The following is a 20,921-nucleotide window of genomic DNA, read 5'->3' on the forward strand; positions in this document are numbered from 1 at the left end:
GGTATGAAGAAGTATCGTATCCTATCCTCGCTCTTCCTTAGCCTCACCTCAGCCCTCATCACCCTCGGCAGCCCCTCAGCTCTCAGCGCCCAGCAGCCCGAGCTCGTCTATCGTCTTGGCCTCGAGCAGCGCCCCACCAGCCCCACGAGCTGGGGGCAGGGCGCCGCGCACATCACGGCCCTCCAGCCCGAGAGCCCCGCGGCACGCGCTGGCCTTCGGGTCGGTGACCTCCTACTTAGCATCGATGGGGTAATGACTGCGGGGCTTAGTGCCCGCGAGGTAGACGAACTGCTGCAGCGCCCCACGGGGATGCACCTCGTGACGCTGCGCCGCCTCGGGCAGCCTAAGCCTGAGACCCTGCTCCTCATCCCTGAGGCGAAGAGTCGTGCAGCACGTACCGAGCGTGAGCTGGCACGTGCCTATGCCGCCTACAGCCCCGAGGACCAGGCGGAGTGGCCGCTGAGCTATCAGCTGAGCTACCAGGTGCAGCCGGGCTTTGACTTCGCTACGGTGCGTCGCTATGCCTTCGCGCCCTCCAGCGAGCAGAATAGAGAGCTGGACGATGCCCTCTACAGCATGATCGCCCGCCAGCTGCAGGCCCTTGGACTGCAGGAGGACAAGGCTGCGCCCGACCTCATCATCGAGTGCTACTACGAGCTGCAGCCTACGGCGAGCCCGCGCCTGGATGCCGCCAAGCCCGCCCAGAGCCTACGCTACCATCCCGAGGAGGAGCGCGTGCAGCTCTTGCCCATCATCCCCGAGGCAGGGCCCGACGAGGGCAGCTATCAGGTCAAGCTCAGCGTGCAGATGACGCGCCCCACCGAGCCGCAGCGCCCCGTATGGCTGGCCGAGACGCGCGAGGGGCTGAGCGAGCCGATGACGCTCAAGGACTTTGCCCGCTACACGCTGCCCGTGATGCTGCGCCCCTTCCCCTTCGCCCCCAGTGGCAGCCGTCAGCACTTCACGGCCCGCTGCTCCCGCTACCTCTATACGGGGCTGCACTACGCGCTCGAGGATCTAGGGCGTGTCGTGGAGGTGGAGGAGGCTTCGCCTGCCTTCGCAGCAGGCCTGCAGCCAGGGGATCGCATCCTCGCGATCAACGGCCGCACGCTAGGCGACATCGACCTCACGCGCCTCTCTGAGGAGTATCGCCGCTTCGTGCGGGAGACCGGGAGCTACCGTGAGGCAGGGCCCTTCGGCTACTGGAGCCCCAAGGCCTACGGCGCGCTGCGTAAGGCCTTCGCCAGCCAGCCCTACAGCTACCTCTTTGCCTTCCGCCCCTATGTGAGCGAGGATCGGGGAGGCCTGCTGACCCTAGAGATCGAGCGCTCGGGCGAGCGCTACACGCTCCAGCTGCAGCCTGAGCTGCGGCAGGAGTCTACCCTCATTCCCTTAGACCAATAGCTAGATGAATAGTGAGCCCCAAGCGCTGAAGACCTATCAGCTCGGGCGCATGCAGCGCCTACCCATCCTACGCCTCGTCTCCATAGGCGCCTACCTCGACGGCGGGATACAGGACATCCTCCTGCCGCTCAGGTATCTGCCCAAGGACGCAAAGGTGGGGGATGAGGTAGAGGTCTTCGTCTACCACGACAATGAAGGGCGCCTCATCGCCACGACGATGCGCCCGCTAGCCCAGGTGGGCGAGGTGGCCTTCCTGCGCTGCGCTAGCGTCTCCGAGGCAGGCGCCTTCATGGAGTGGGGCATACACCGTGATCTCTTCGTCCCCTTCCGCGAGCAGAGCAGCAAGATGCTCCTCGGCTACAGCTACGCCGTCTATCTCTACGTCGACCAGATGAGTGGGAAGATCGTCGGCTCGGCACGCCTCTCCAAGCACCTTGGGGGCAGCCCTGCGGACTATGCCCCCGGCTCGCTGGTGCACTGTATCGTCACCGAGCAGCACGAGGAGGGCTACCGCTGCGTCATCGAGGGGCGGCACTGGGGCTTCGTATATACAGATGCGGCCCCGCGCATGCTTCGCCGTGGCGAGCAGCTCGAGGCCTACGTGGTGCGGGTACGAGAGGATAATAAGGTCGACCTATCGCTTAGGCCGGTGGGCTATGCCAAGGTGGACGGCGCTCAGGAGCGGCTTCTCGAGCTGCTGGAGCAGGCGGGCGGACAGCTGCCCCTCGGGGATAAGAGCCCTGCCGAGGAGATCCTGCGGCAGACGGGCATGAGTAAGAAGACCTTCAAGATGGCCCTAGGGGCGCTCTACAAGGCACGCCGTATCGAGCTAAGCCCTACGTCGGTACGCCTCAGCAAGGAGGGTAAGCGATGAGCGCCCTCCTCGTGCCCTCGCCCCAGGCCGCCCAGGTGCTGGAGCAGATGAATGAGGCCTCGCTACGCGGTGAGGCCTTCTTCTTTGCCCTGGACTTCGAGCTGCGGGAGGCGCTCTTCGAGTTGCGTCCCCTCGAGCAGCGAGTGCCGCGCTACTTCTTCTCCCTCCCAGGCTACAGCACGCCGAGCCCTACCGTGGAGCGGCGTCCTCGGCTGGATCTCGTCCCGACGGTAGAGCCGCTGGAGCGCTACCGCGAGCGCTTCGATCGGGTGCACAGAGGGCTGATGCATGGGGATAGCTTCCTCGTGAACCTCGCCCTAAGGACGCCCGTCGAGCTCGAGGCCACGCTGGAGGAGGTCTACGTCTCGAGCCGTGCGGACTACCGCCTCCTCGTGCCTGGGCGCTTCGTCTCCTTCTCGCCCGAGTGCTTCGTGCGGCTCGAGGGCGAGCGTCTCAGCACCTATCCGATGAAGGGCACGATCGACGCCCGCCTGCCTGATGCGGCGGAGCGCCTACGCTCGGACTATAAGGAGAGCTGCGAGCACCATACCATCGTCGACCTGATGCGCAATGACCTGAGCCGTGTGGCAGAGCGGGTGCGCGTCGAGCGCTTCAAGTACCTCACCGAGCTCGCGACCTCGCGCGGACCGCTGCTGCAGATGAGCTCAGAGGTCGTCGGGCGCATCGACCGCAGTGCGCTGCGCCTCGGGGATCTTCTCCTGGAGCTGCTGCCTGCGGGCTCGATTAGTGGCGCGCCTAAGGGGGCGACGCTGGAGCTCATCCGCAGCGCCGAGGGTACGCCTCGCGGCTTCTATACGGGGGTGTGGGGTTACTTCGATGGGGAGCGCCTGGATACGGCCGTACTCATTCGCTACCTCGAGTACGAGGCGGAGACGGGGCGCTACTACTATCGCTCGGGGGGCGGCATCACCATCAACAGCCAGGCGGAGGACGAGTGGCGCGAATGCCTGCAGAAGATCTACATCCCGCAGTAGGCCTGTGTGCCCAAGGTCCCCCCTTTATTCCTCCCCTCTGCTCCTATATTCCTGCTCCCTTGCCCCACAAAGGTCGGAGCGCTCATCAGTTCTATGCGTCGAAGTCTCCCCTTAGCCTAGCCAAGCCTTGCCTACACAAGACCTACATCCCTCACTGCGCCCTTGCCGCTATCTCGAGACCCTAGGGCTGCGGGGCGGGCAGCCGCATGCTCTGGAGCTGCACCGCGATCGGGTGCGCCGTACGCTGCTCCATGCAGGAGGGACGCCCGAGGGGCATCCACTCCTGGAGGAGCTTGTCCCCGAGCGCCTGGTGGCGCGTCTCAAAGCAGAGCTAGGGGAGGGCTACTGCGCCGATCAGCTCTACCGCCTGAGCTATAGCTACGACCGCGAGGGGATGCAGGAGCTGCGCTGCCTCGCCTACGTGCCGCGCAGGCTGCAGCGGCTCATACTCTGGGAGCTGCCCGAGGGCTTCGACTACAGCTATAAGTATGCCGATCGTAGCTTCTTCGATGCCGTGCAGGCGGAGCTACAGCAGGGGGAGCTACCGCTTTTCGTGCGCCCTGATGGGAGCCTGAGCGATACGAGCTATACCAATATCGTGCTGTGGACGGCGGCGGGCTATAGGACGCCCGAGCGCCCGCTGCTGGAGGGGACGGAGCGCAGGAGGCTCCTCGAGGCGGGGCGAATCAGTGTCGCGCCGCTGAGCGTGGCAGGCCTCTCGGCCTGCCGTGGCGTCTATCTGATCAATGCGATGATGCCGCTGGAGTCGGCACCGCTCCTCCCGCCGCCCGAGCTCGTCATACGGCGCGTATAGCCACCGCGGCGACGAAGACGTGTACCTCCGCCACGCCTGCCTCCTCCAGTAGATCACAGAGGGCATGCAGTGTCGAGCCCGTCGTCAGGAGGTCGTCCACGAGGAGGACACGCTGGCCCTGTAGCACCCCTTGCTGCAGGGCTGCTTTATTTAGGTAGAAGGCCTGCTGGGCGTTGAGCATGCGCTGCTGTCGGTGGAGCGTGGTCTGCGAATGGCTCCCGCGGTAGCGCCCTAGGTAGTCGGCGCGGGCGGGGCAGCCGTAGTAGGCGGCGAGCGCCTCGGCCAGTAGCATCGCTTGGTTGTAGCCGCGGTAGGCGAGACGCTGGGGCTCTATCGGTACGGGGAGGATGAGGTCGATGTCGCCTCGCTGGGGACGGAGGCGGCCCTCGCTGAGGGTGGTGCGGACGATGAAGGGGGCGAGCTCGCGGTAGCCCGAGTACTTGAGGGAGGTGATCAGGCGGTGGCTGTCCTCGTCATGGTGGTAGATGGTGAGGGCTGAGAGGCTGCGGATGAGGGGCGAGCCTAGGAGGCGCTCGCTGGCTGAGGTGTGCTCCTCATGGTAGCGGGGCAGACGGCTGGCGCACTCGAGGCAGAGGCAGCGCTCACTACGCCCTAGGCGCCGCCCGCAGATCGCGCAGGGACGTGGATAGAAGAGATCTAGGATGAGGCCAAGGCTGAGCCGTGCCCAGCGGCCTAGGACGGAGCGGCTCTGGGGCGCCTGCTCTGCTGGGGGCGCTTGCTCCCGCGGCCTTGACGGCTCTTGCCGCGGCTGCTGCCCGTGGGCTCCCTCCTTAGGCTGGCTCATCGCTTAGTCCTCCTCCCAGTCGGCCTCCTCCGTGTCGAGGAGCTGGGTGATGGCCTCCCGCACTTCGTCGTAGTCGTAGCCGCGGTAGAGGCCGAAGCGCATCAGTCGGTCGTAGGCCTTACGGCGCTCCAGCCCCGCGGGGAGGCTGCGCTGCTTGGCGCGCAGTAGCTGCAGGACGCGGGGCTCCTCGTCCTCGGCGCTTGTCTCCTCCTCCAGTTCCTCGAGGGCGGTCGCGATCACGGAGGGGGCGATGCCGTGGCGGCGCAGCTCGTGCTCCAGGCGTCGCGGGCCCCAGCCGTTGAAGCGGTGCTTGTCGTGGACGAAGGCGCGGGCGAAGCGCTCGCCGCTCACGAAGCCCTCAGCCTCAAGCCGTGTGAGGAGCTCGGCCTGTAGCTCCTCCTCCAGCTCGAGGCGCTGCATGCGGCGGCGTAGATCACTCGGCGAGCGCTCGGCCTGAGCGCAGTAGCTAGCTAGACGGGCGTAGGCCTCCTGTGGGGTAAGCTCGGTCTGCTTCATAGCTGTGGGCTGTAGCGGAGGTGGACAAAGCGGAGCTTGCCGCTGAGGTCACGGAGCAGCTCGGCCGTGCAGGCCTCGGGCCCGATGATACGGCGCATCGCCTCCAGCGTCTCCTCGGCGTAGCGGGGATTGAGCTCTACCCAGAGGCTGCCGCCAGGGTGTAGGTAGCCCTGCTGCACGAGCCGGGCCAGTGCCAGGTAATAGGCTATGGGGCTCGTCTCGGGGGCGAAGAGCGCCAGGTGTGGCTCGTGCTCCAGTACCTGCGGGCTCATGGCGGCGGCCTCCTCGGGATGGATGTAGGGCGGATTGCTGACGATGAGGTCGAGGCCTCGGGGCAGGGGGCCCTCTGCGCTCTGGACGAGGCGGAAGAGGTCTTCCCTATAGAGCTGTACGCTGCGCCCTGTGGCGGCTCGGAGACTGTCGAAGTTGCGCGCGGCGACCTGCAGCGCCTCCTCGGAGAGCTCGAGGGCATAGGCGGCCTGCAGCTCGGGCAGCCCCGCAGCTAGCGCATAGGCGATACAGCCGCTCCCCGTACCTATGTCTACGAAGCTGCGGTAGCCTGCTCTAGCGGCCTCCTCGAGGACGAGCTCCACGAGCTCCTCCGTCTCGGGGCGTGGGATGAGCACCCCTGGGGCTACGTAGAGGCTGTGCTGGAGGAAGGGCGCGTAGCCGAGGACGTACTGCAGGGGGCGTCCCGAGCCCAGCGCCTGGAGCTGCTGGAGGAGGCGCTCCCGGCAGTGGGGCGGCAAAAGCGTATCTTTGTCGGCGACAAGCAGCTGCGAGCGGGAGTAGCCCAGGGCGTCCTCTAGGAGGCGCCGCGCGATCTCTCGGGCCTCACTGCGCTCGTAGAGCGGGCTGAGGACCTCGGCCGCTGCCGTGTAATAGGCATGTATCGTATCCATTAGGAGCAAAAGTAAGGATAAGTAATGACAGAGGCGCAGCAGTATATGCGACGTGCGCTGGAGCTGGCAGCTCTGGGGCAAGGACAGACGGGGACCAATCCTATGGTGGGGGCGGTGCTCGTGCATGAGGGGCGTATCATCGGCGAGGGCTACCACCATAGCTACGGGCAGCCGCATGCCGAGGTGATGGCCGTGCGTAGCGTCACCCAGCCCGAGCTCCTCGGGGAGGCGACGCTCTACGTGACCCTCGAGCCCTGCGCGCACTATGGCAAGACGCCGCCCTGTGCCGAGCTCATCTGCACGGTGGGCATCCCGCGCGTGGTCGTGGCGACGCTCGACCCCTTCCCCGAGGTCTCGGGGCGCGGCATCGAGCGCCTGCGCCGCGCAGGTATCGAGGTGACGCTGGGCGTGCTGGAGGCTGAGGCGTGGGCGCTCAATGCCCCCTTCTTCACCGCGCACACCCTACATCGCCCCTTCGTCACGCTCAAGTGGGCGCAGAGCCTCGACGCCTTCATGGACAGCCCGCGTCAGGATCGCAGCCTCGCGCCCGTCACCTTCAGCTCCCCGCTGCAGCAGCGCTCGGTGCACGCCGCGCGTATGGAGCATGAGGCCATCCTCGTAGGCTACCGCACGGCGCTGCTGGACGATCCCCAGCTCTCCAACCGCCTGTGGTATGGCCGCTCCCCCCTGCGCGTGGTGCTCGACCCCCAGCTGCAGCTCCCTCCAGAGCTGCGCCTCTTCTCGGACGCAGGTGCCCCGACGCTCATCGTCCACCTCGAGGCTGCACGCTCGCGCCGCCGTGAGGGGCTAGACGCGGCGCGCCTCAGCTACCTCGCCCTCGAGGGCGAGCGTATCGAGCCGCAGCAGCTCCTGCAGCGCCTCTACGCAGACTACGGCATCCAGTCGTTGCTGGTGGAGGGTGGGGGAGCGACCCTGCAGCGCTTCGTCGACAGTGGGCTCTACGACGCCCTCTGTATTGAGGTCTCGGCGCAGCACCTCGGGGAGGGCGTCCCAGCACCCCGTCTGCCTCGCTAGTATCCCTCCTACCCCAGCTCCCTATATACCTATATTATTATGACCCTAAGTCAGGCTATCGCGCCCCTCGAGGAGCGCATCGCACGCAGCGGGATCGCTGAGCCCCGCATCGCCGCCCTCGTCTCGGGCGGCGTGGACAGCTCGGTCGTCGTGCATCTGCTGTGCGCGGCAGGCTACCGCCCTACGCTCTTCTACATCCAGATCGGGATGGAGGAGCGCGGCTTCGCGGACTGCAGCTGGGAGGATGACCTGGAGATCGTCCAGCATCTGGCGCGCCGCTACGACTGCCCGCTGGAGGTCGTCTCGCTGCATGAGGAGTACTGGGCCAGCGTGGTGCAGTACACGATCGACACGGTGAAGAAGGGGCTGACGCCTAATCCCGACATGATGTGCAATAAGCTCATCAAGTTCGGTTGCTTCGAGGAGAAGTGGGGGCATGACTTCGACTTCATCGCCACGGGGCACTATGCCACGACCTGCTACGAGGGCGATCAGCTCTACCTGAGTACGGCGCCCGACCCAGTGAAGGACCAGACGGACTTCCTAGCGCAGATCAACTTTGCCCAGGTTAGTAAGCTCCTCTTCCCCACGGGGCACCTCCTCAAGAGCGAGGTACGGCAGCTGGCCGAGGAGGCGCATCTGTTGAGTGCCAAGCGTAAGGACAGCCAGGGGATCTGCTTCCTAGGGAAGGTCAACTATAACGAGTTCATCGAGCGCGCCCTCGGCACGCGCGAGGGGCTCATCATCGAGCGCGAGACGGGCAAGGTGCTGGGCAAGCACCGCGGCTACTGGTTTCACACAATCGGCCAGCGCAAGGGGCTGGGGCTGAGCGGCGGGCCGTGGTTCGTCGTGAAGAAGAATATCCGTCGTAATATCATCCTCGTCAGCCAGGGCTACGACCCTGCCGACCAGTACGGTGAGCACGTGGTGATGGAGCAGTGCGACTTCATCAGCCTCGACCCGTGGAGCCGCGCGGCGAGCCTCGAGGCAGGGACGGCGGTCGTGGTGCCGCCTGCCGAGCGCCAGCCCATAGCCGTGAGCTTCAAGATCCGCCACACGCCCGAGTTCACCCGCGGCGTCCTCAGCTACGATCCTGAGACGGGCTACCGCATCGACAGCGCCGAGCCCATTCAGGGCATTGCCCCAGGGCAGTATGCCGTCGTCTATTCGGAGGATCATCACCTCTGCTTCGGTAGCGGGATGATTACGAAGGGCTTCTAGCAGCGCCCTTCCCACGAGGCGGCCTAGCGATCTAGGCCGCTATAGGGCGAGCGCCCGCAGTACCTCTACGGAGGTGCTGCGGGCGCTCGCCTTTTGTGTCTTCCCCTCCTGCTCCTCACCCCGCCTCGCGCCTAGAGAAGGGGACGAAGCGCCCCCGCAGAGTCTCGAGCTAAAGGGGAGGACCCGTGAGGGATATCAGTGGACGCCGTGAGGGTCGTCCGTCAGCACCGTGAGGGACGTCAGTCAGCAGGATGAGGGATATCCCTCACGGAGCCAGCAGGGAGCACTTGGCGTCCGCCCTGCCCTTTGGGGGCGAGCGGAGCAGTCGCGAGGGGTGGGTTTGGAGCTACGTCTTGCCTTCGCTCGGCGTAGGGTGGGCGTGTGGCGCGCTGGGAGATGGGAATCTTTACACTTCGGGGGCTTGCTTTCAAAAACTTACCTGAGCACCTCAGCAGCCCGCTCGGACGAGCTGCCGAGCCCAAGGGTGCTAGAGGCTCAGTGGGGACTTTGTAGTTCGGCGAAATAGCCTATCTTTGCCGAACGACAAATGGGGCGTTGGAGGCCTCCTTACTACACATAGTTATACAATACAGCGCTACCGCATGACGCGATATGCACAGGCCGCATTGCCTGCAAGATGCTCTCTCGGGCCGCTCTACTCGAGACCAGGAGCCCCCATAGCCCCACTACACTGCTAACGGATTACTCGTACGGACATGCTCGTCCTATCGTATAATACTTCACTAAACTCTCTATTATTCACTAAAACTCTACTCACATGAAACGAGCATTACTGTCGCTCGTCATCCTCTGCATGACGACGATCGCTGCTTGGGCTCAGGGTAAGGTGATCACGGGGCGCGTCCTCGACAAGGCAGGCGAGGCCGTCATCGGCGCCAGCGTGCTGGAGGTCGGGACGACCAACGGTAGCCTTACCGACATCGAGGGGCGCTTCAAGCTGACCCTACGGAACACGAAGTCCATCCTCACCATCTCCAGTGTCGGCTATCAGACGCAGAAGATCCAGCTCGTAGGGCTGGACCTCAGCAAGCCGATCACCGTACGCCTCGTCGACGAGGCACGCGTCACGGATGAGGTGGTCGTCACAGCCTATGGCGGTCGTCAGCTGCGTAGCAAGATGACCAACTCCGTAGCCACGGTACGCAACGAGAGTCTCAAGCAGGGGCTCTTCTCCAACCCCGCACAGGCCCTCTCGGGTGCTGTCTCTGGGCTCCGTGTCCAGCAGACCTCCGGTAGCCCAGGTGCGGCACCTACCCTCGTACTGCGTGGGGGGACCAACCTCGACGGCTCGGGCTCGCCTCTGGTCGTCATCGACGGTCAGGTGCGCAGCGGTCTGAATGACATCAACCCTGAGGACATCGAGTCCATGGAGGTCATGAAGGATGCTGGGGCTACGGCTATCTACGGTGCTCGTGCCAATAACGGGGTGATCCTCATCACCACCAAGCGCGGTAAGGCTGGCTTCAGCGAGATCCGCTTCAAGGCTAAGGTCAGTGCCAACTACTTCCACGACCTCTACGAGTTCCTCGGCTCGGAGGACTACATCCGCATGCAGCGCATGGCCATCAAGCGCTCCTCGGAGGTCTTCACCAACTCCCGCGGTCAGCTCGTCGGCTACACCAATCAGACCTCGCTGTCGGGTAACGTCGGCTACGGTACGGGACGCTCCTACTTCGATCAGGATGGCGTCACTCCGCTCGATGGGAACAAGAACGCTCTGGCGACCTATGGCCTCTATGAGTACAACGACAACCTCAAGTTCCTCCTCGATCAGGGCTGGAAGACCATGACCGACCCTGTGACGGGCAAGAAGCTCATCTTCTCTGAGGAAGGTGGCCTGCGCCAGCACAACATCAAGGACGTCGCCATGAGCCAGGACTACAACCTGAGCTTCACGGGCGGTAATGATAGGGGGAACTACTACGCCAACATCGGCTACAACCACAGCAACGGTAATGCGCTGGTCGACTGGTACAAGCGTATCAACTTCGCCCTCAACGCCGACTACAAGATCCGCCCTTGGCTGACCTCCAACTCCAGCTTTGCCTTCACGCGTGCTGACTGGGATAAGCTGGGTAATGATGATGCCAACTACTTTGGCCGTGCCCTGGGTCTGCCCCCGACGCTCCGCCTACGCAATGCCCAGGGTCAGCTGCTCATCGGCCTCGGTGGTGGGGATATCAACTACAAGGTCGTCAAGGATAGCTACCTCCGCGACAATAAGACCAATAAGTTCAGCATGAGCCAGGCCTTCACCATCAACTTCCTCAAGGAGCTGACGCTGAAGCTGAGCGGTAACTGGTACTTCTCTCAGGCGTGGAATGAGTCCTTCAACCGTGACCGCCTCACGGCTCCTGGACAGTGGTATCGCTCGCGCTATAGCTACGCTGGTGCCTCAGAGACCCTCGACCAGACCTACAATGCGGTGCTGAACTACAACAAGACGCTCTTCGAGAAGCACAACCTCAGCCTCATGGCCGGTACCGAGTACTACGACAGCTACTACAAGGGGCTCAGCGCCTCGGGCTCGGAGGCTAAGGTGGACGACTTTGCCGCCCTCGGCTATACCTCCGACGAGAAGGGCAAGCGCTCTACCGTCAGCTCCCACACGCATCTGCGTATCCTCTCCTACTTCGGCCGTGCCAACTATGACTACGATGGTCGCTACCTCCTCTCGCTGGTCGCTCGCTATGACGGCTACTCCAAGCTGGTGGATAACCGCTGGGGCTTCTTCCCTGGACTCTCTGCTGGCTGGGTGCTTTCGCGCGAGAACTTCTACAATCAGCTCAGCGGGCTGAAGGACGTGCTTAACTTCGCCAAGCTCCGCGTCAGCTACGGGAGCAATGGTAACGTCTCCGGCATCGGCGCCTATGACCTCTACGGTCGCTATGGCCTGTCTAAGTACGGCGGCAACGAAGCCATCTCCCTCACCAGCCTGCCTAACTACGGCCTCCGCTGGGAGAAGACCAATACCTTCGAGCTAGGGGCTGACCTCGGCTTCTTCAACAACCGCCTGATGGCGAACCTGACCTACTACAATCGTATCACGGTCGACAAGTTCGCCAGCATGCCCATCACCTCGCACTCAGGGATCTCGGGCTACAGCACCAACAACGGCTCGCTGCGCAACCGAGGCTTTGAGTTCGACCTCACGGCACGCATCATCTCCACCAAGGACTGGACCTGGAATGCGAGCCTCAATGGTGGCTTCAACAAGAACACCATCCTCAAGCTGCCGAACAACGGCCTAGAGCGCAACCGTCAGGGTGCCTATGAGGTCTACACCGGCAACGGCAACGAGAAGAAGTGGGTAGGCGGCTATCAGGAAGGTCAGAGCCCTGGTGACATCTACGCCTTCAAGGCCGAGGGCCTCTACCGCACCGAGGCAGAGATCCCCGAGAACCTCATCGACAAGGTCCCTGGCAAGAACCTCTACGGGCCTAAGGCCTGGGCTAACCTCGATGCCGCTACCAAGGACGCCATCAAGGCCCTGCCTATCCAGCCCGGTGATGTACGCTGGCGCGACGTCAACGGCGACGGCGTGATCGACCAGTACGACCGCGTCTACATCGGTCGCTCGACGCCTCTGGTGACGGGCGGATTCAACACGCAGCTCACCTGGCGCCAGCTCACCCTCTCGGCTCGCCTAGACTACGCGCTCGGCCACCACGTGATCGACGGCCGTACGCCTTGGATCCTGGGGAACATGCAGGGGACCTTCAACACGCTGACGATCGCTCGTGATAAGACCTTCAGCGCTGAGAACCCCAACGCCGAGTACTCGCCCTACGTCTGGGCCGACCAGCTCGGGAAGTCCAACTTCTACCGTAGCTCCTCGCAGTTCATCTACCGTGGCGACTACCTCGCCTTCCGTGAGATCGCCCTCAGCTACCGTGTGCCCGAGTTCCTCACCAAGAAGATGGCCATGAATAGCCTCGAGCTCTCGCTGACGGCGCAGAACCTCGGCTACCTCACCGCTGCTAAGCTCGTCTATTCGCCTGAGCCAGGTGCAGACACCATGGGTGGCTACAGCCTGCCTCGTACGCTGGTCTTCGGGCTCAATGTCGGATTCTAATGTGAATGCTCTCTATGAAAAAGTATAGACTATGGGCCCTCGCAGCATGCGCCCTCTCGCTGACTGCACTGCCCTCATGTAAGAGTGATCTGCTGGACCTCAAGCCCATTGACCACTACGGCACCAACAACTACTGGAACAACCTCGCTCAGGTAGAGGCGAACTACCAGGCCCTCAATGGTATCCTGCGCAACAACTACTCTGTCTTCCGCGTCTTTGGCGAGCTGCGCGCCGGTACGATGAAGTTCACCGTATCGGCCACAGGCGAGAGTCAGTCCTCCGTGGAGGTAAAGCAGAGCGTCCTGGATGCTGACCGTCCTGGGATCTCCAACTGGGGCGGCCTCTACGGTGACCTGCTGCACATCAACCTCTTCATCAAGAAGGTAGAGACGCAGTGCCCCTTCCTCACGGACGCCGAGCGCAAGACCTACCTAGGTAAGGCCTACGGTATCCGCGCCTACATCTACTTCGTGCTCTACAAGAGCTACGGGGGGGTAGTCCTCGAGACGGAGCCCCGTGTAGCCGAGGAGGCGATCACCGACCCCACGAGCTACCACAAGGCGCGCTCCTCGGCTGAGGAGACGCTGGACTTCATCAAGAAGGATGTAGAGAAGTCCTCCGAGCTGTTGGCCACGAGCCCCTGGAAGAGCATCAAGACCGAGTGGTCGCGTGCTGCTACCGAGCTCCTCAAGGCTGAGGTCTACCTCTGGTCGGCTAAGGTGACTACGGGCAACCATACCGCCACGGGTGAGGCTGACCTGCGCAAGGCGAAGACCGCCCTCGAGGGTATCGTCGGCAGCCAGGCCTTCGACCTGGAGGATAAGTTCGCTGCGAACTTCGACGCCAAGAAGAAGAACGGTAAGGAGATCATCCTCAACCTCTACTTCGACCGCCAGGAGGCCACCAATGACTACGGTCACTACATGTACCAGAACCGTCTCTTCGTAGGCTCGGCCCGCGATAAGAACGGGGTGCTCTTCCCTGGGGATACGCTCAAGGCGATGAGCACGGGGATCCTCTACAACGAGTACAAGCCTAGCTTCGTGGCTAGCTTCGATGAGGATGACACGCGTCGTAGCGCTACCTTCTTCGAGTTCACGGTCGGTACGCCAGGCAACCTGCTCCCCGGCTCGGTATTCCTCAAGTATCAGGGACAGCTCTATTCGGACAATGCGCACATCTATGACAGCAATGTCATCCTCTACCGCTATGCCGATGTCCTGCTACTGCTGGCTGAGGTGAAGAATGCCCTGGGCGAAGATCCCTCGGCGGAGCTCAACCTGATCCGCAAGCGTGCCTTCGGGACGAAGTTCGCAGGGCATGAGTTCGTCAGCGGCGACTTCGCAGCCAACGAGCTGGCTATCCTCAAGGAGCGTGACCACGAGTTCGCAGGGGAGTACAAGCGCTGGTATGACCTGCTTCGTCTGCAGGATGCCAGCAAGCAACCCCTGGTCTTCTCCGCTGCTGCTGCTTACTCCGACGACCATCTGACGGGGACAGCTCCTACGCCTATCCTCAAGACGACGGAGCGTCAGAAGCTCCTCTGGCCTGTGGACCGCACGGTGCTCAATAACGACCCGCTGATCAAGCAGACCGAGGGCTACTAAGCCTATCATCTACGGGGGAGGCTCTTTGGAGCCCCGCCCCCCTTCCTAGCGCAGCGGCCGCAGCTGTCCCGTCGAGACGGGCACTGCGGCCGCTGCCCTTTTTTGTGCCTTGGAGGCTGGCGTGGCTGGGGGCGTGTCGGCCTCTGGTAGGGCGGATTTCGTCTGGGGCGTCCTCTCTGTAGGCTAGCTTCGCCTCGTCTTGCTCTTCGTCTCGTCCTCCTTGCCCTTTGCCTTTCTCCTACTATATCCTAGGCGCTTTGACTGATATCCCTCAGCGCTCTGACTGACGTCCCTCAGTCTCGTCCCCCTTATCCCTCAGCAGGCTGACTGATGTCCCTCAGCGCGGTGCAGTTGGGCTCGCGCTGCTGGGAGGGGTCTAGTGGGGTGCGGCTGAGGGGCGAGGGGCTAAGGCATTCTTTGTACATTTGTGCTATACGATCTAGGGAGTCTCATGGGGCTCCTGCATTATCTCAAGCATTACGCGATGTCACTACGATCTTCGATTGCACTATGGGGGCTCGGCCTGGGACTACTCAGTCCGCTCGGCGCGCCACTTGCCCTAAGGGCCCAGACCCAAGTCCAACAGACCGCTCAGACCAAGACCCAGCCTAGCCTCGAGCAGCTGCGTAGCAGGCTCAAGGCCGCTCAGGAGCAGCGTCACCTCCGCGACGCGGTGACGGCCGCAGAGGAGCTCTTCGATGCTGCCTCGGGTCAGCACCGCCTCGATGTACTCCTCGAGGCCACTACGGCACTGGTAGAGGCGAAGAGCTCCCTCAAGGGGCCGAGTACGGCGGAGTCCCAGCTGGGGATTTCCCTAGCCTCCATCGAGCAAGCGCCTTGGCTCAGCCCCCGTGAGCGTATCCTCCTAGGGCTCTACAGCCTACGTATGATCTCGAACTATAGCACGCGTGTAGGCGCAGCCTTCGACACGCCGCTCCCCGTCAAGGTGCGTCCGCTCTCCGAGCTCCTGCACTGGCATGAGGCCGACCTGGATCGCTACTACCTCCAGCTGGTGGAGCAGCTCCGAGGGGCGGGCTCTGCCCTCATGCAGCCGATCCCTACCCCTTACCTTGAGCTGCTGGATCTAGCTGGGGGGACGAAGGCCTCGGGACAAACGGGGATCTCGGTGCTCCTAGAGCTCCTCGACTACCTGCACGATATGCGCGGGGGAGGCAGTAGGTATCCTGCTGGCTTACTCCCCACCGAGCCGGGGCTCCTGACCCTAGCTCGTAGTGCAGGGCCCAAGAGCTATAGCGCCCTCCTGGCCGACTACCTCGCTCTGGAGCGCGAGCTGAAGAGCCAGTCGGGGAGGCTGACGGCGCGTCAGGCTATGGAGCGTATCGAGCACTTCGCCCAGCGCTATCAGGGTCAGCGCTACTTTGGCTCCGTAGCGGCCAACCTCGTGGACCTCTACAGCAACGAGCCGCTGGAGGCCGCGCGCTTCGCGGATCGCCTCCTCAGCCAGGCGGGGCAGCTGCAGCCCGACGACCTGAAGCAGCTGCGGCAGGCGCGTGCTGAGCGCCTCGAGCCGAGTATGTCCCTCAAGCTGGAGCAGACCTGGGGGATGCCGGACAAGGTCTCCCTGCGTCTCGACACGGCCTACCTCGTGCGTGGGCTGCAGGTGAGTCTCTACGAGGCGCCACGCGTCTACCGCCCCACCGAGCGTCGGGAGGACTGGAGGCCCAGTGCTCAGGATAAGCCCGTGCTGGTCAAGCAGTGCGCGCTCCCCCTCGATAGCCTCGCCAAGGTGGGGAAGCAGGTTGTCCTAGAGCTCAAGCTACCCCAGCGCCGCGACTACTTCGTCCGTGTACGCGCCGAGCTCGATCCGCGTGCCTCGCAGCAGCAGCCCTTGGTGCATGAGGAGTCCTTCCTCAGCAGTGCCTTCATGGTACTAGATCTCTGGTCCTCCGCTAGCCCCAATCATGTGCCTCGGCAGTGGCTCGACGCAGCTACGGGGCGTCCGCTCTCGGGGCTCGAGCTCGCTCGGTATAGGTATGATCAGCGCCATCAGAGTCTACCCACACTAGCGGGTAGCCTACGCACCGATAGCCTTGGGCTCATCCTCCTCGACCGCCGTGAGTCGCAGAGGAGCGTCCTACAGGCACGCGACCTCAGGGATCCGCTTCGTGTCGAGGACTACGGCTATGACGAGGAGCCCCAGCCTGCCATCGACTTCGCAGCCCGCGGGCTCCGACTGTGGGTGACGACCGACCGCCCCGCCTACCGCCCAGGCCAAGTGATGCATATCTATGGCGAGGCCGTCGATGTGGGCTTCCTCGCACGGCAGGCACGCCCTGCTCGAGGGCAGCGCATACGCCTCGAGCTGAGCGATGTCCGTGGGGAGCTGCTGTGGTCCGAGGAGGTACGTAGCGATGAGCTGGGCCGCTATCATGCTAGTCATCAACTAGCTACAGAGACGCTCCTCGGGCAGCTTCGCCTTCGTGCACGCTTCGTCGAGCCCCAGGGCTATCAGTACCGACAGACCCAGGCGCAGGCCCTAGCACAGCTCCTCGAGTACAAGCGTCGCGCGCTGGAGCTGGAGCTCGAGGAGCCGCCGAGACCCTATCCCGCGGATGCTCTGCTGAGCGTCAAGGGGCAGCTGCACCGCCTCAGTGGTGAGCCCGTCGAGCGGGCGCGTCTGCGCTGTGTGGTGCGTGCCGAGCAGCTGTGGCGCCCGTGGCGCGCGATCTATGACTATGCCTCGCCCCGTGTGCTCCTGGATAGCACGCTGCGCTCGGGGGCAGATGGCGCCTTCGCTCTGCCGCTGGATCTAGCTGCCCTACGCCGTCAGCTAGAGCAAGACGAACAGGACCTGGGTAGCTACAGCTACCGCGTGGAGGTGACGGCGACCGATGAGGGGGGCGAGACGACACAGAATAGTCTGGGGCTCGCTCTCGGGGAGGTGCTCTGGGAGGTCCGGCTAGACCTACCCGAACTCCTAGATGTGTCGCGCCCGCTGCCCGAGCTACGCTTCACCTATCCCGCGACGGCGTGGGTGGACTCCATGATGCGCGTCGACTACGAACTCTACGAGGGGGATAGGCTACGTCACAGCGGGCAGACGGCCCTAGGCCTAGCCTTTAGCCCCTGGCTCGAGCCCCAGGCGCTAGCGGCGGGCCTCTATACGCTGCGCTACAAGGCGCACTATCAGGGCGGCGTGCGCTACGAGGGCTATCGCCGCGTCTACCTCTTCGACAGCCGTCGGGACCGGCAGATCGCGGGCTTCGTGCCCCCACTCTTAGCCCTCCGTGCAGACTCGACCTACAGTGCCCAGCGCCCAGCCCGCTTGTACTGGCTGAGCAGTATCGAGGGGGGCTACATCCACTACGTCGTCCATCACCGCTATGGGGAGCTGGCGCGCGGCATGCTGCGGAGCAAGGCTGGCCGCATCGAGCTCTTTACGCTGCCCCTCCTCGCTAAGGACACCCTTCCCGATCAGCTGGAGGTGCAGCTCTACACCGTCTATCAGGGACGCCTCTACCAGGCTAGCGAGCGCTTCGCCCTCGAGCGCCCCGAGCCGCCGCTGGAGCTCAAGTGGACCAGCCTGCGTGACCGCACGCAGCCAGGCGCCGAGGAGCGCTGGAGCGTGCAGCTGACCTCGGGAGGCAAGCCCGTAGCTGGGGCTGCCGTCGCGACCTGGATGTATGATACTGCACTGGATGTCTTCGGCCGCCTCAGATTCGGTGTGCCGAGCCTTCAGCTGATGGACGAATACTCGCCCTCCATGGAGCCGAGACTCCCCCGAGGCTATCGCTGGGGGCTGAACCCCGACCGCTCGGTCTATGGTGAAGACCTGTGGGGTGAGGCTCAGAGAGGTGGTGGCTCCTTCGTCCACGACGCCCTCGCAGCGGGGCCGCAGCCTCGGCGCTACCGCTGGCTCGGCTATGGCAGGCGCATGCCCATAGGCATGGGCGGGGGGGCTATCCAGCTGTCCAAGGTGCTCTCCGGGAGGATGGACGGCATCATAGGGCCTGCCTTCGCCGCTGCGCCCAGCGTGCTCCGAGGCGCTGCGGTCATGGTGGATCAGGATGCTCCGATAGAGGTGGTAGAGGAGCCGAAGGCCCTGCGTCAGGACTTCGCTGAGAGTGCCTACTTCCTCCCACAGCTGACGACGGACGCCTCGGGGACGGCCAGCTGGAGCTTCCGCATGCCCGATGCCCTCACCCGCTGGCGCCTCGTGCTGCTGGCGCACACGCCCGACATGCGCCGCTATCAGGAGGAGCGCCTGGTGACCAGCTACCGTGACTTCTCCCTCCGCCCCCAGCTGCCGCGCTTCCTGCGCCGTGGGGATAGGCCGATCCTCAGCGCTACAGTGGTGAATATGAGCCGTGAGGAGGAGCAGGGCACGCTGCGGCTCGAGCTCTTCGACCTCAGCACGCAGCGCGTCCTCTCCGAGAACTCGCAGCCCTTCCGCCTAGCGCCTCAGGGCAGCCAGACGCTGCAGCTGCCGCTCTCGATCCCTGCGCTCTCGGCCGACTCGATCGGCCTGCGCGTACTGGCCCAGGGACACCGCTACAGCGATGGCGAGCAGCACTCGCTCCCCCTGCTCAGTGATAAGACCCAGCTGAGCGATGGCCTCAGCTTCAGCTTCGAGGGGGCGGGCACGAAGGAGCTCTCCCTAGATAGCCTGCTGGCACCGCTCAGTCAGGGACTCGGCCGAGCACGCCTGGAGCTGCAGCTCGAGACCAGTCCGCTCGCCCTTGCCCTCGGTGCGCTGCCTCAGCTGGCCGAGCCTGAGGACGAGAGTACGCCCGCGCTGGCCGCCAGCGTCTATGCCGAGGCCAAGGTGCTGCGCCTACAGCAGACGCGCGGCTTCGCCGCTTGGCTCGAGGGGCGTAGACAGAGCCTCCATCGGAGCGATAGCCTCGTGGCAGCACGTACTGCAGAGGCAGCTAAGAGCCCCTGGTACCACGAGCTCAAGCGCGAGCTAGAGGCAGAGCGCAGTCTGCTGGACTTCCTCGCCGCCAAGGATCACGCCCAGCTGCTGAGCCAACGTATCGCTGAGCTCAAGGCGGCACGCAATGGGGCAATCTGGGGATGGTTCGCGCTCTGGCGCGCCGACTCCTACATCAGCCAGCAGGTCATCGCCGTCCTGCTGCCTACGCTGGAGCTGCTGGAGGCTAAGTCCCCCCAGCGTCAGGAGCTCCTCGGGCTCCTGAGGGAGGCGCAGCCCTATATGGATCGGGAGGAACTCGAGCGCTACCAGCGCCTCAAGGAGGACCGTGCTCGTGTATCCAAGCCCGGGCCCTGGGGCTACTACGACATCCCGCTCGACTACCTCTATATGCGGGCGCAGCTCACGCAGCAGCTAGCGGTGCCGAGCTCGGCACGGGTAGCGGAGATGCTGGGCCACTACCAGCGCCTACTCAGTCAGCAGGCTAAGGACGCCCCCGTCACGGATCTAGCGAAGATCGCCTACGTCCTGAAGCAAGCCCCGCAGCACAGAGCGCAGCTGCCTGCACTCCTCGAGGTCCTCGCCCAGCACCTCTCGGATGAGGGCACGATGAGCTTCTTCGCCCAGCCTGCGGAGATCCCCTACTGGAGCCGCTCGGCAGGCGTGCCGCTGGCCGCCGAGACGCTGCGGGCCTTCCGCCTCCACCCCGCCTATAGCTCCCTCGTGCCGCGCCTACAGCGCTGGCTGCTGACCCAGCGCCGCACGATGGTCTGGAAGGATCCCCTCTGCAGTGTCCTGGCGCTGGAGGCGCTGACGGAGCCCCAGCTCGAGGCTTGGGGCGCGGCTCAGGCCACGGAGCTGAGGCTCGCCATTGAGGGCGGGGAGGACTTCAGCCTCACGGGCAGCCAGCGAATGGCGAGCCTCGAGCTTAGCCCCAGCCGCCGTCCTAAGGGTGCGCTGCAGGTCATCAAGAAGGATGCCAGCCTCATCTGGGGCGCCGCTCGTCTGCACTACAGCATCCCTACGGCAGCGGTCAAGGCCTGGGGCGAAGGGCTCACGCTCACCAGAGAGCAATACCTCGTGACGACGGAGGGCGGGCGCGATGTCCTCCGTCCCCTCGAGGAGGGCGAGCTACTCCCCATCGGGGCTCGCATACGCACCCAGCTCGTCATCAAGCTCAAGCAAGGCCTCGATTACGTCAGGATCAGCGATCCGCGCCCTGGCTATGCCGAACCCGTCCAGCAGAAGCCCTTCTATCCCTCCATCAGCTATGGGAACGCCTACGTCGTGCCTCGTGATGGTCGCACGGACATCTTCGTCGATCGGCTGCCGGCAGGCACGACGGAGCTCCACTATGATCAGTGGGTGACGCGCCCTGGGGTCTATGGTGGGGTCGTCACGACGCTGGTCAGCCTCTACGCCTCGGAGTACAGCGCGCATACGGCCGTATCGCCCGAGCAGCGGACGGCCTCAGAGTCCCAGGTGAAGTAGCCCCTCAGGCACCCGCGCCGTGCCTCCTGCCTTATCCTAAATAGCAAGCCTCCGAGGAATCCAGCATTCCTCGGGGGCTTCTTTATGGGCGTGGGCTAAGCACGTACCTAGCTGAGCGCTTCGGCTCGGGCTAAGAAGCCGCGGGGCTTCGCCCGAGGGCTGGGCGGCCTAAGTCTCCCCTGTGGACTAATGATGAGTGGGGGGCTGGGCGCTGTCCCAAGCCTCCCCCAGCGGTGTCCGCTGCTGTGTCGGCGCATCCTGTCCGCT

At 64.2% G+C, this 20,921-nt stretch carries 12 protein-coding genes; 9 read left to right on the top strand and 3 right to left on the bottom strand.

Annotation, left to right across the window (positions count from 1 at the left end; translation table 11 throughout):
• Window positions 1-3 precede the first annotated feature (3 nt).
• The 4 genes from Q0248_RS03700 (at window position 4) to Q0248_RS03715 (ending at window position 4,087) form a co-directional block, all read left to right on the top strand.
• On the top strand, window positions 4-1,404 hold the full coding sequence (locus Q0248_RS03700) for a PDZ domain-containing protein (protein WP_299319850.1): 1,401 nt from the start codon (window positions 4-6) through the stop codon (window positions 1,402-1,404).
• 4 nt (window positions 1,405-1,408) lie between these two features.
• The gene (locus Q0248_RS03705) at window positions 1,409-2,278 is read left to right on the top strand and encodes a S1-like domain-containing RNA-binding protein (protein WP_299319852.1); all 870 of its coding nucleotides are present in this window, start codon (window positions 1,409-1,411) and stop codon (window positions 2,276-2,278) included.
• Window positions 2,275-3,273 (top strand): aminodeoxychorismate synthase component I, encoded by a 999-nt coding sequence (locus Q0248_RS03710; RefSeq protein WP_299319853.1) that lies wholly within the window; start codon window positions 2,275-2,277, stop codon window positions 3,271-3,273. Before Q0248_RS03705 ends, Q0248_RS03710 begins: the two co-directional genes overlap by 4 nt.
• 127 nt (window positions 3,274-3,400) lie before the next feature.
• Window positions 3,401-4,087 (top strand): aminotransferase class IV, encoded by a 687-nt coding sequence (locus tag Q0248_RS03715; protein WP_299319856.1) that lies wholly within the window; start codon window positions 3,401-3,403, stop codon window positions 4,085-4,087.
• Here Q0248_RS03715 and Q0248_RS03720 read toward each other — a convergent pair.
• The 3 genes from Q0248_RS03720 to prmC are packed head-to-tail and all read right to left on the bottom strand — an operon-like array spanning window position 4,071 to window position 6,310.
• Entirely contained in the window at window positions 4,071-4,892 is an 822-nt protein-coding gene (locus Q0248_RS03720; protein WP_299319857.1) for a phosphoribosyltransferase family protein, read from the bottom strand. The two genes, Q0248_RS03715 and Q0248_RS03720, sit on opposite strands and share 17 nt — an antisense overlap.
• Before the next feature lie 3 nt (window positions 4,893-4,895).
• Window positions 4,896-5,408, bottom strand: coding sequence for a regulatory protein RecX (locus Q0248_RS03725; RefSeq protein WP_299319859.1), 513 nt, complete (start codon window positions 5,406-5,408; stop codon window positions 4,896-4,898).
• On the bottom strand, window positions 5,405-6,310 hold the full coding sequence (prmC, locus tag Q0248_RS03730) for a peptide chain release factor N(5)-glutamine methyltransferase (RefSeq protein WP_299319861.1): 906 nt from the start codon (window positions 6,308-6,310) through the stop codon (window positions 5,405-5,407). The genes Q0248_RS03725 and prmC overlap by 4 nt, the downstream gene beginning before the upstream one ends.
• Before the next feature lie 24 nt (window positions 6,311-6,334).
• Here prmC and ribD point away from each other — a divergent pair, with 24 nt between their 5' ends.
• The 5 genes from ribD to Q0248_RS03755 all read left to right on the top strand — a co-directional run bounded on the left by ribD (window position 6,335) and on the right by Q0248_RS03755 (window position 20,654).
• The gene (gene ribD, locus Q0248_RS03735) at window positions 6,335-7,345 is read left to right on the top strand and encodes a bifunctional diaminohydroxyphosphoribosylaminopyrimidine deaminase/5-amino-6-(5-phosphoribosylamino)uracil reductase RibD (RefSeq protein ID WP_299319864.1); all 1,011 of its coding nucleotides are present in this window, start codon (window positions 6,335-6,337) and stop codon (window positions 7,343-7,345) included.
• A 39-nt stretch (window positions 7,346-7,384) separates the two neighbouring features.
• Window positions 7,385-8,566, top strand: a complete 1,182-nt coding sequence (gene mnmA, locus Q0248_RS03740; protein WP_299319866.1) for a tRNA 2-thiouridine(34) synthase MnmA — start codon at window positions 7,385-7,387, stop codon at window positions 8,564-8,566.
• A gap of 778 nt (window positions 8,567-9,344) precedes the next feature.
• Window positions 9,345-12,662, top strand: coding sequence for a SusC/RagA family TonB-linked outer membrane protein (locus Q0248_RS03745; protein ID WP_299319869.1), 3,318 nt, complete (start codon window positions 9,345-9,347; stop codon window positions 12,660-12,662).
• Between the two features lie 14 nt (window positions 12,663-12,676).
• A complete protein-coding gene (locus tag Q0248_RS03750) occupies window positions 12,677-14,269 on the top strand; it encodes a RagB/SusD family nutrient uptake outer membrane protein (RefSeq protein WP_299319872.1) in 1,593 nt (530 codons plus the stop codon).
• Between the two features lie 484 nt (window positions 14,270-14,753).
• The gene (locus tag Q0248_RS03755; protein WP_299319875.1) at window positions 14,754-20,654 is read left to right on the top strand and encodes an alpha-2-macroglobulin family protein; all 5,901 of its coding nucleotides are present in this window, start codon (window positions 14,754-14,756) and stop codon (window positions 20,652-20,654) included.
• Window positions 20,655-20,921: the final 267 nt, after the last annotated feature.

The sequence above is a fragment of the uncultured Porphyromonas sp. genome (genome assembly GCF_938046015.1).
Taxonomy (GTDB): Bacteria; Bacteroidota; Bacteroidia; order Bacteroidales; family Porphyromonadaceae; genus Porphyromonas.

Coding starts and splice junctions, on each gene's coding strand:
- Q0248_RS03755 (WP_299319875.1), top strand. CDS start 14,754: ATGTCACTACGATCTTCGATTGCACTATGGGGGCTCGGCCTGGGACTA.
- Q0248_RS03705 (WP_299319852.1), top strand. CDS start 1,409: ATGAATAGTGAGCCCCAAGCGCTGAAGACCTATCAGCTCGGGCGCATG.
- prmC (WP_299319861.1), bottom strand. CDS start 6,310: ATGGATACGATACATGCCTATTACACGGCAGCGGCCGAGGTCCTCAGC.
- Q0248_RS03745 (WP_299319869.1), top strand. CDS start 9,345: ATGAAACGAGCATTACTGTCGCTCGTCATCCTCTGCATGACGACGATC.
- mnmA (WP_299319866.1), top strand. CDS start 7,385: ATGACCCTAAGTCAGGCTATCGCGCCCCTCGAGGAGCGCATCGCACGC.
- ribD (WP_299319864.1), top strand. CDS start 6,335: ATGACAGAGGCGCAGCAGTATATGCGACGTGCGCTGGAGCTGGCAGCT.
- Q0248_RS03700 (WP_299319850.1), top strand. CDS start 4: ATGAAGAAGTATCGTATCCTATCCTCGCTCTTCCTTAGCCTCACCTCA.
- Q0248_RS03750 (WP_299319872.1), top strand. CDS start 12,677: ATGAAAAAGTATAGACTATGGGCCCTCGCAGCATGCGCCCTCTCGCTG.
- Q0248_RS03720 (WP_299319857.1), bottom strand. CDS start 4,892: ATGAGCCAGCCTAAGGAGGGAGCCCACGGGCAGCAGCCGCGGCAAGAG.
- Q0248_RS03710 (WP_299319853.1), top strand. CDS start 2,275: ATGAGCGCCCTCCTCGTGCCCTCGCCCCAGGCCGCCCAGGTGCTGGAG.
- Q0248_RS03725 (WP_299319859.1), bottom strand. CDS start 5,408: ATGAAGCAGACCGAGCTTACCCCACAGGAGGCCTACGCCCGTCTAGCT.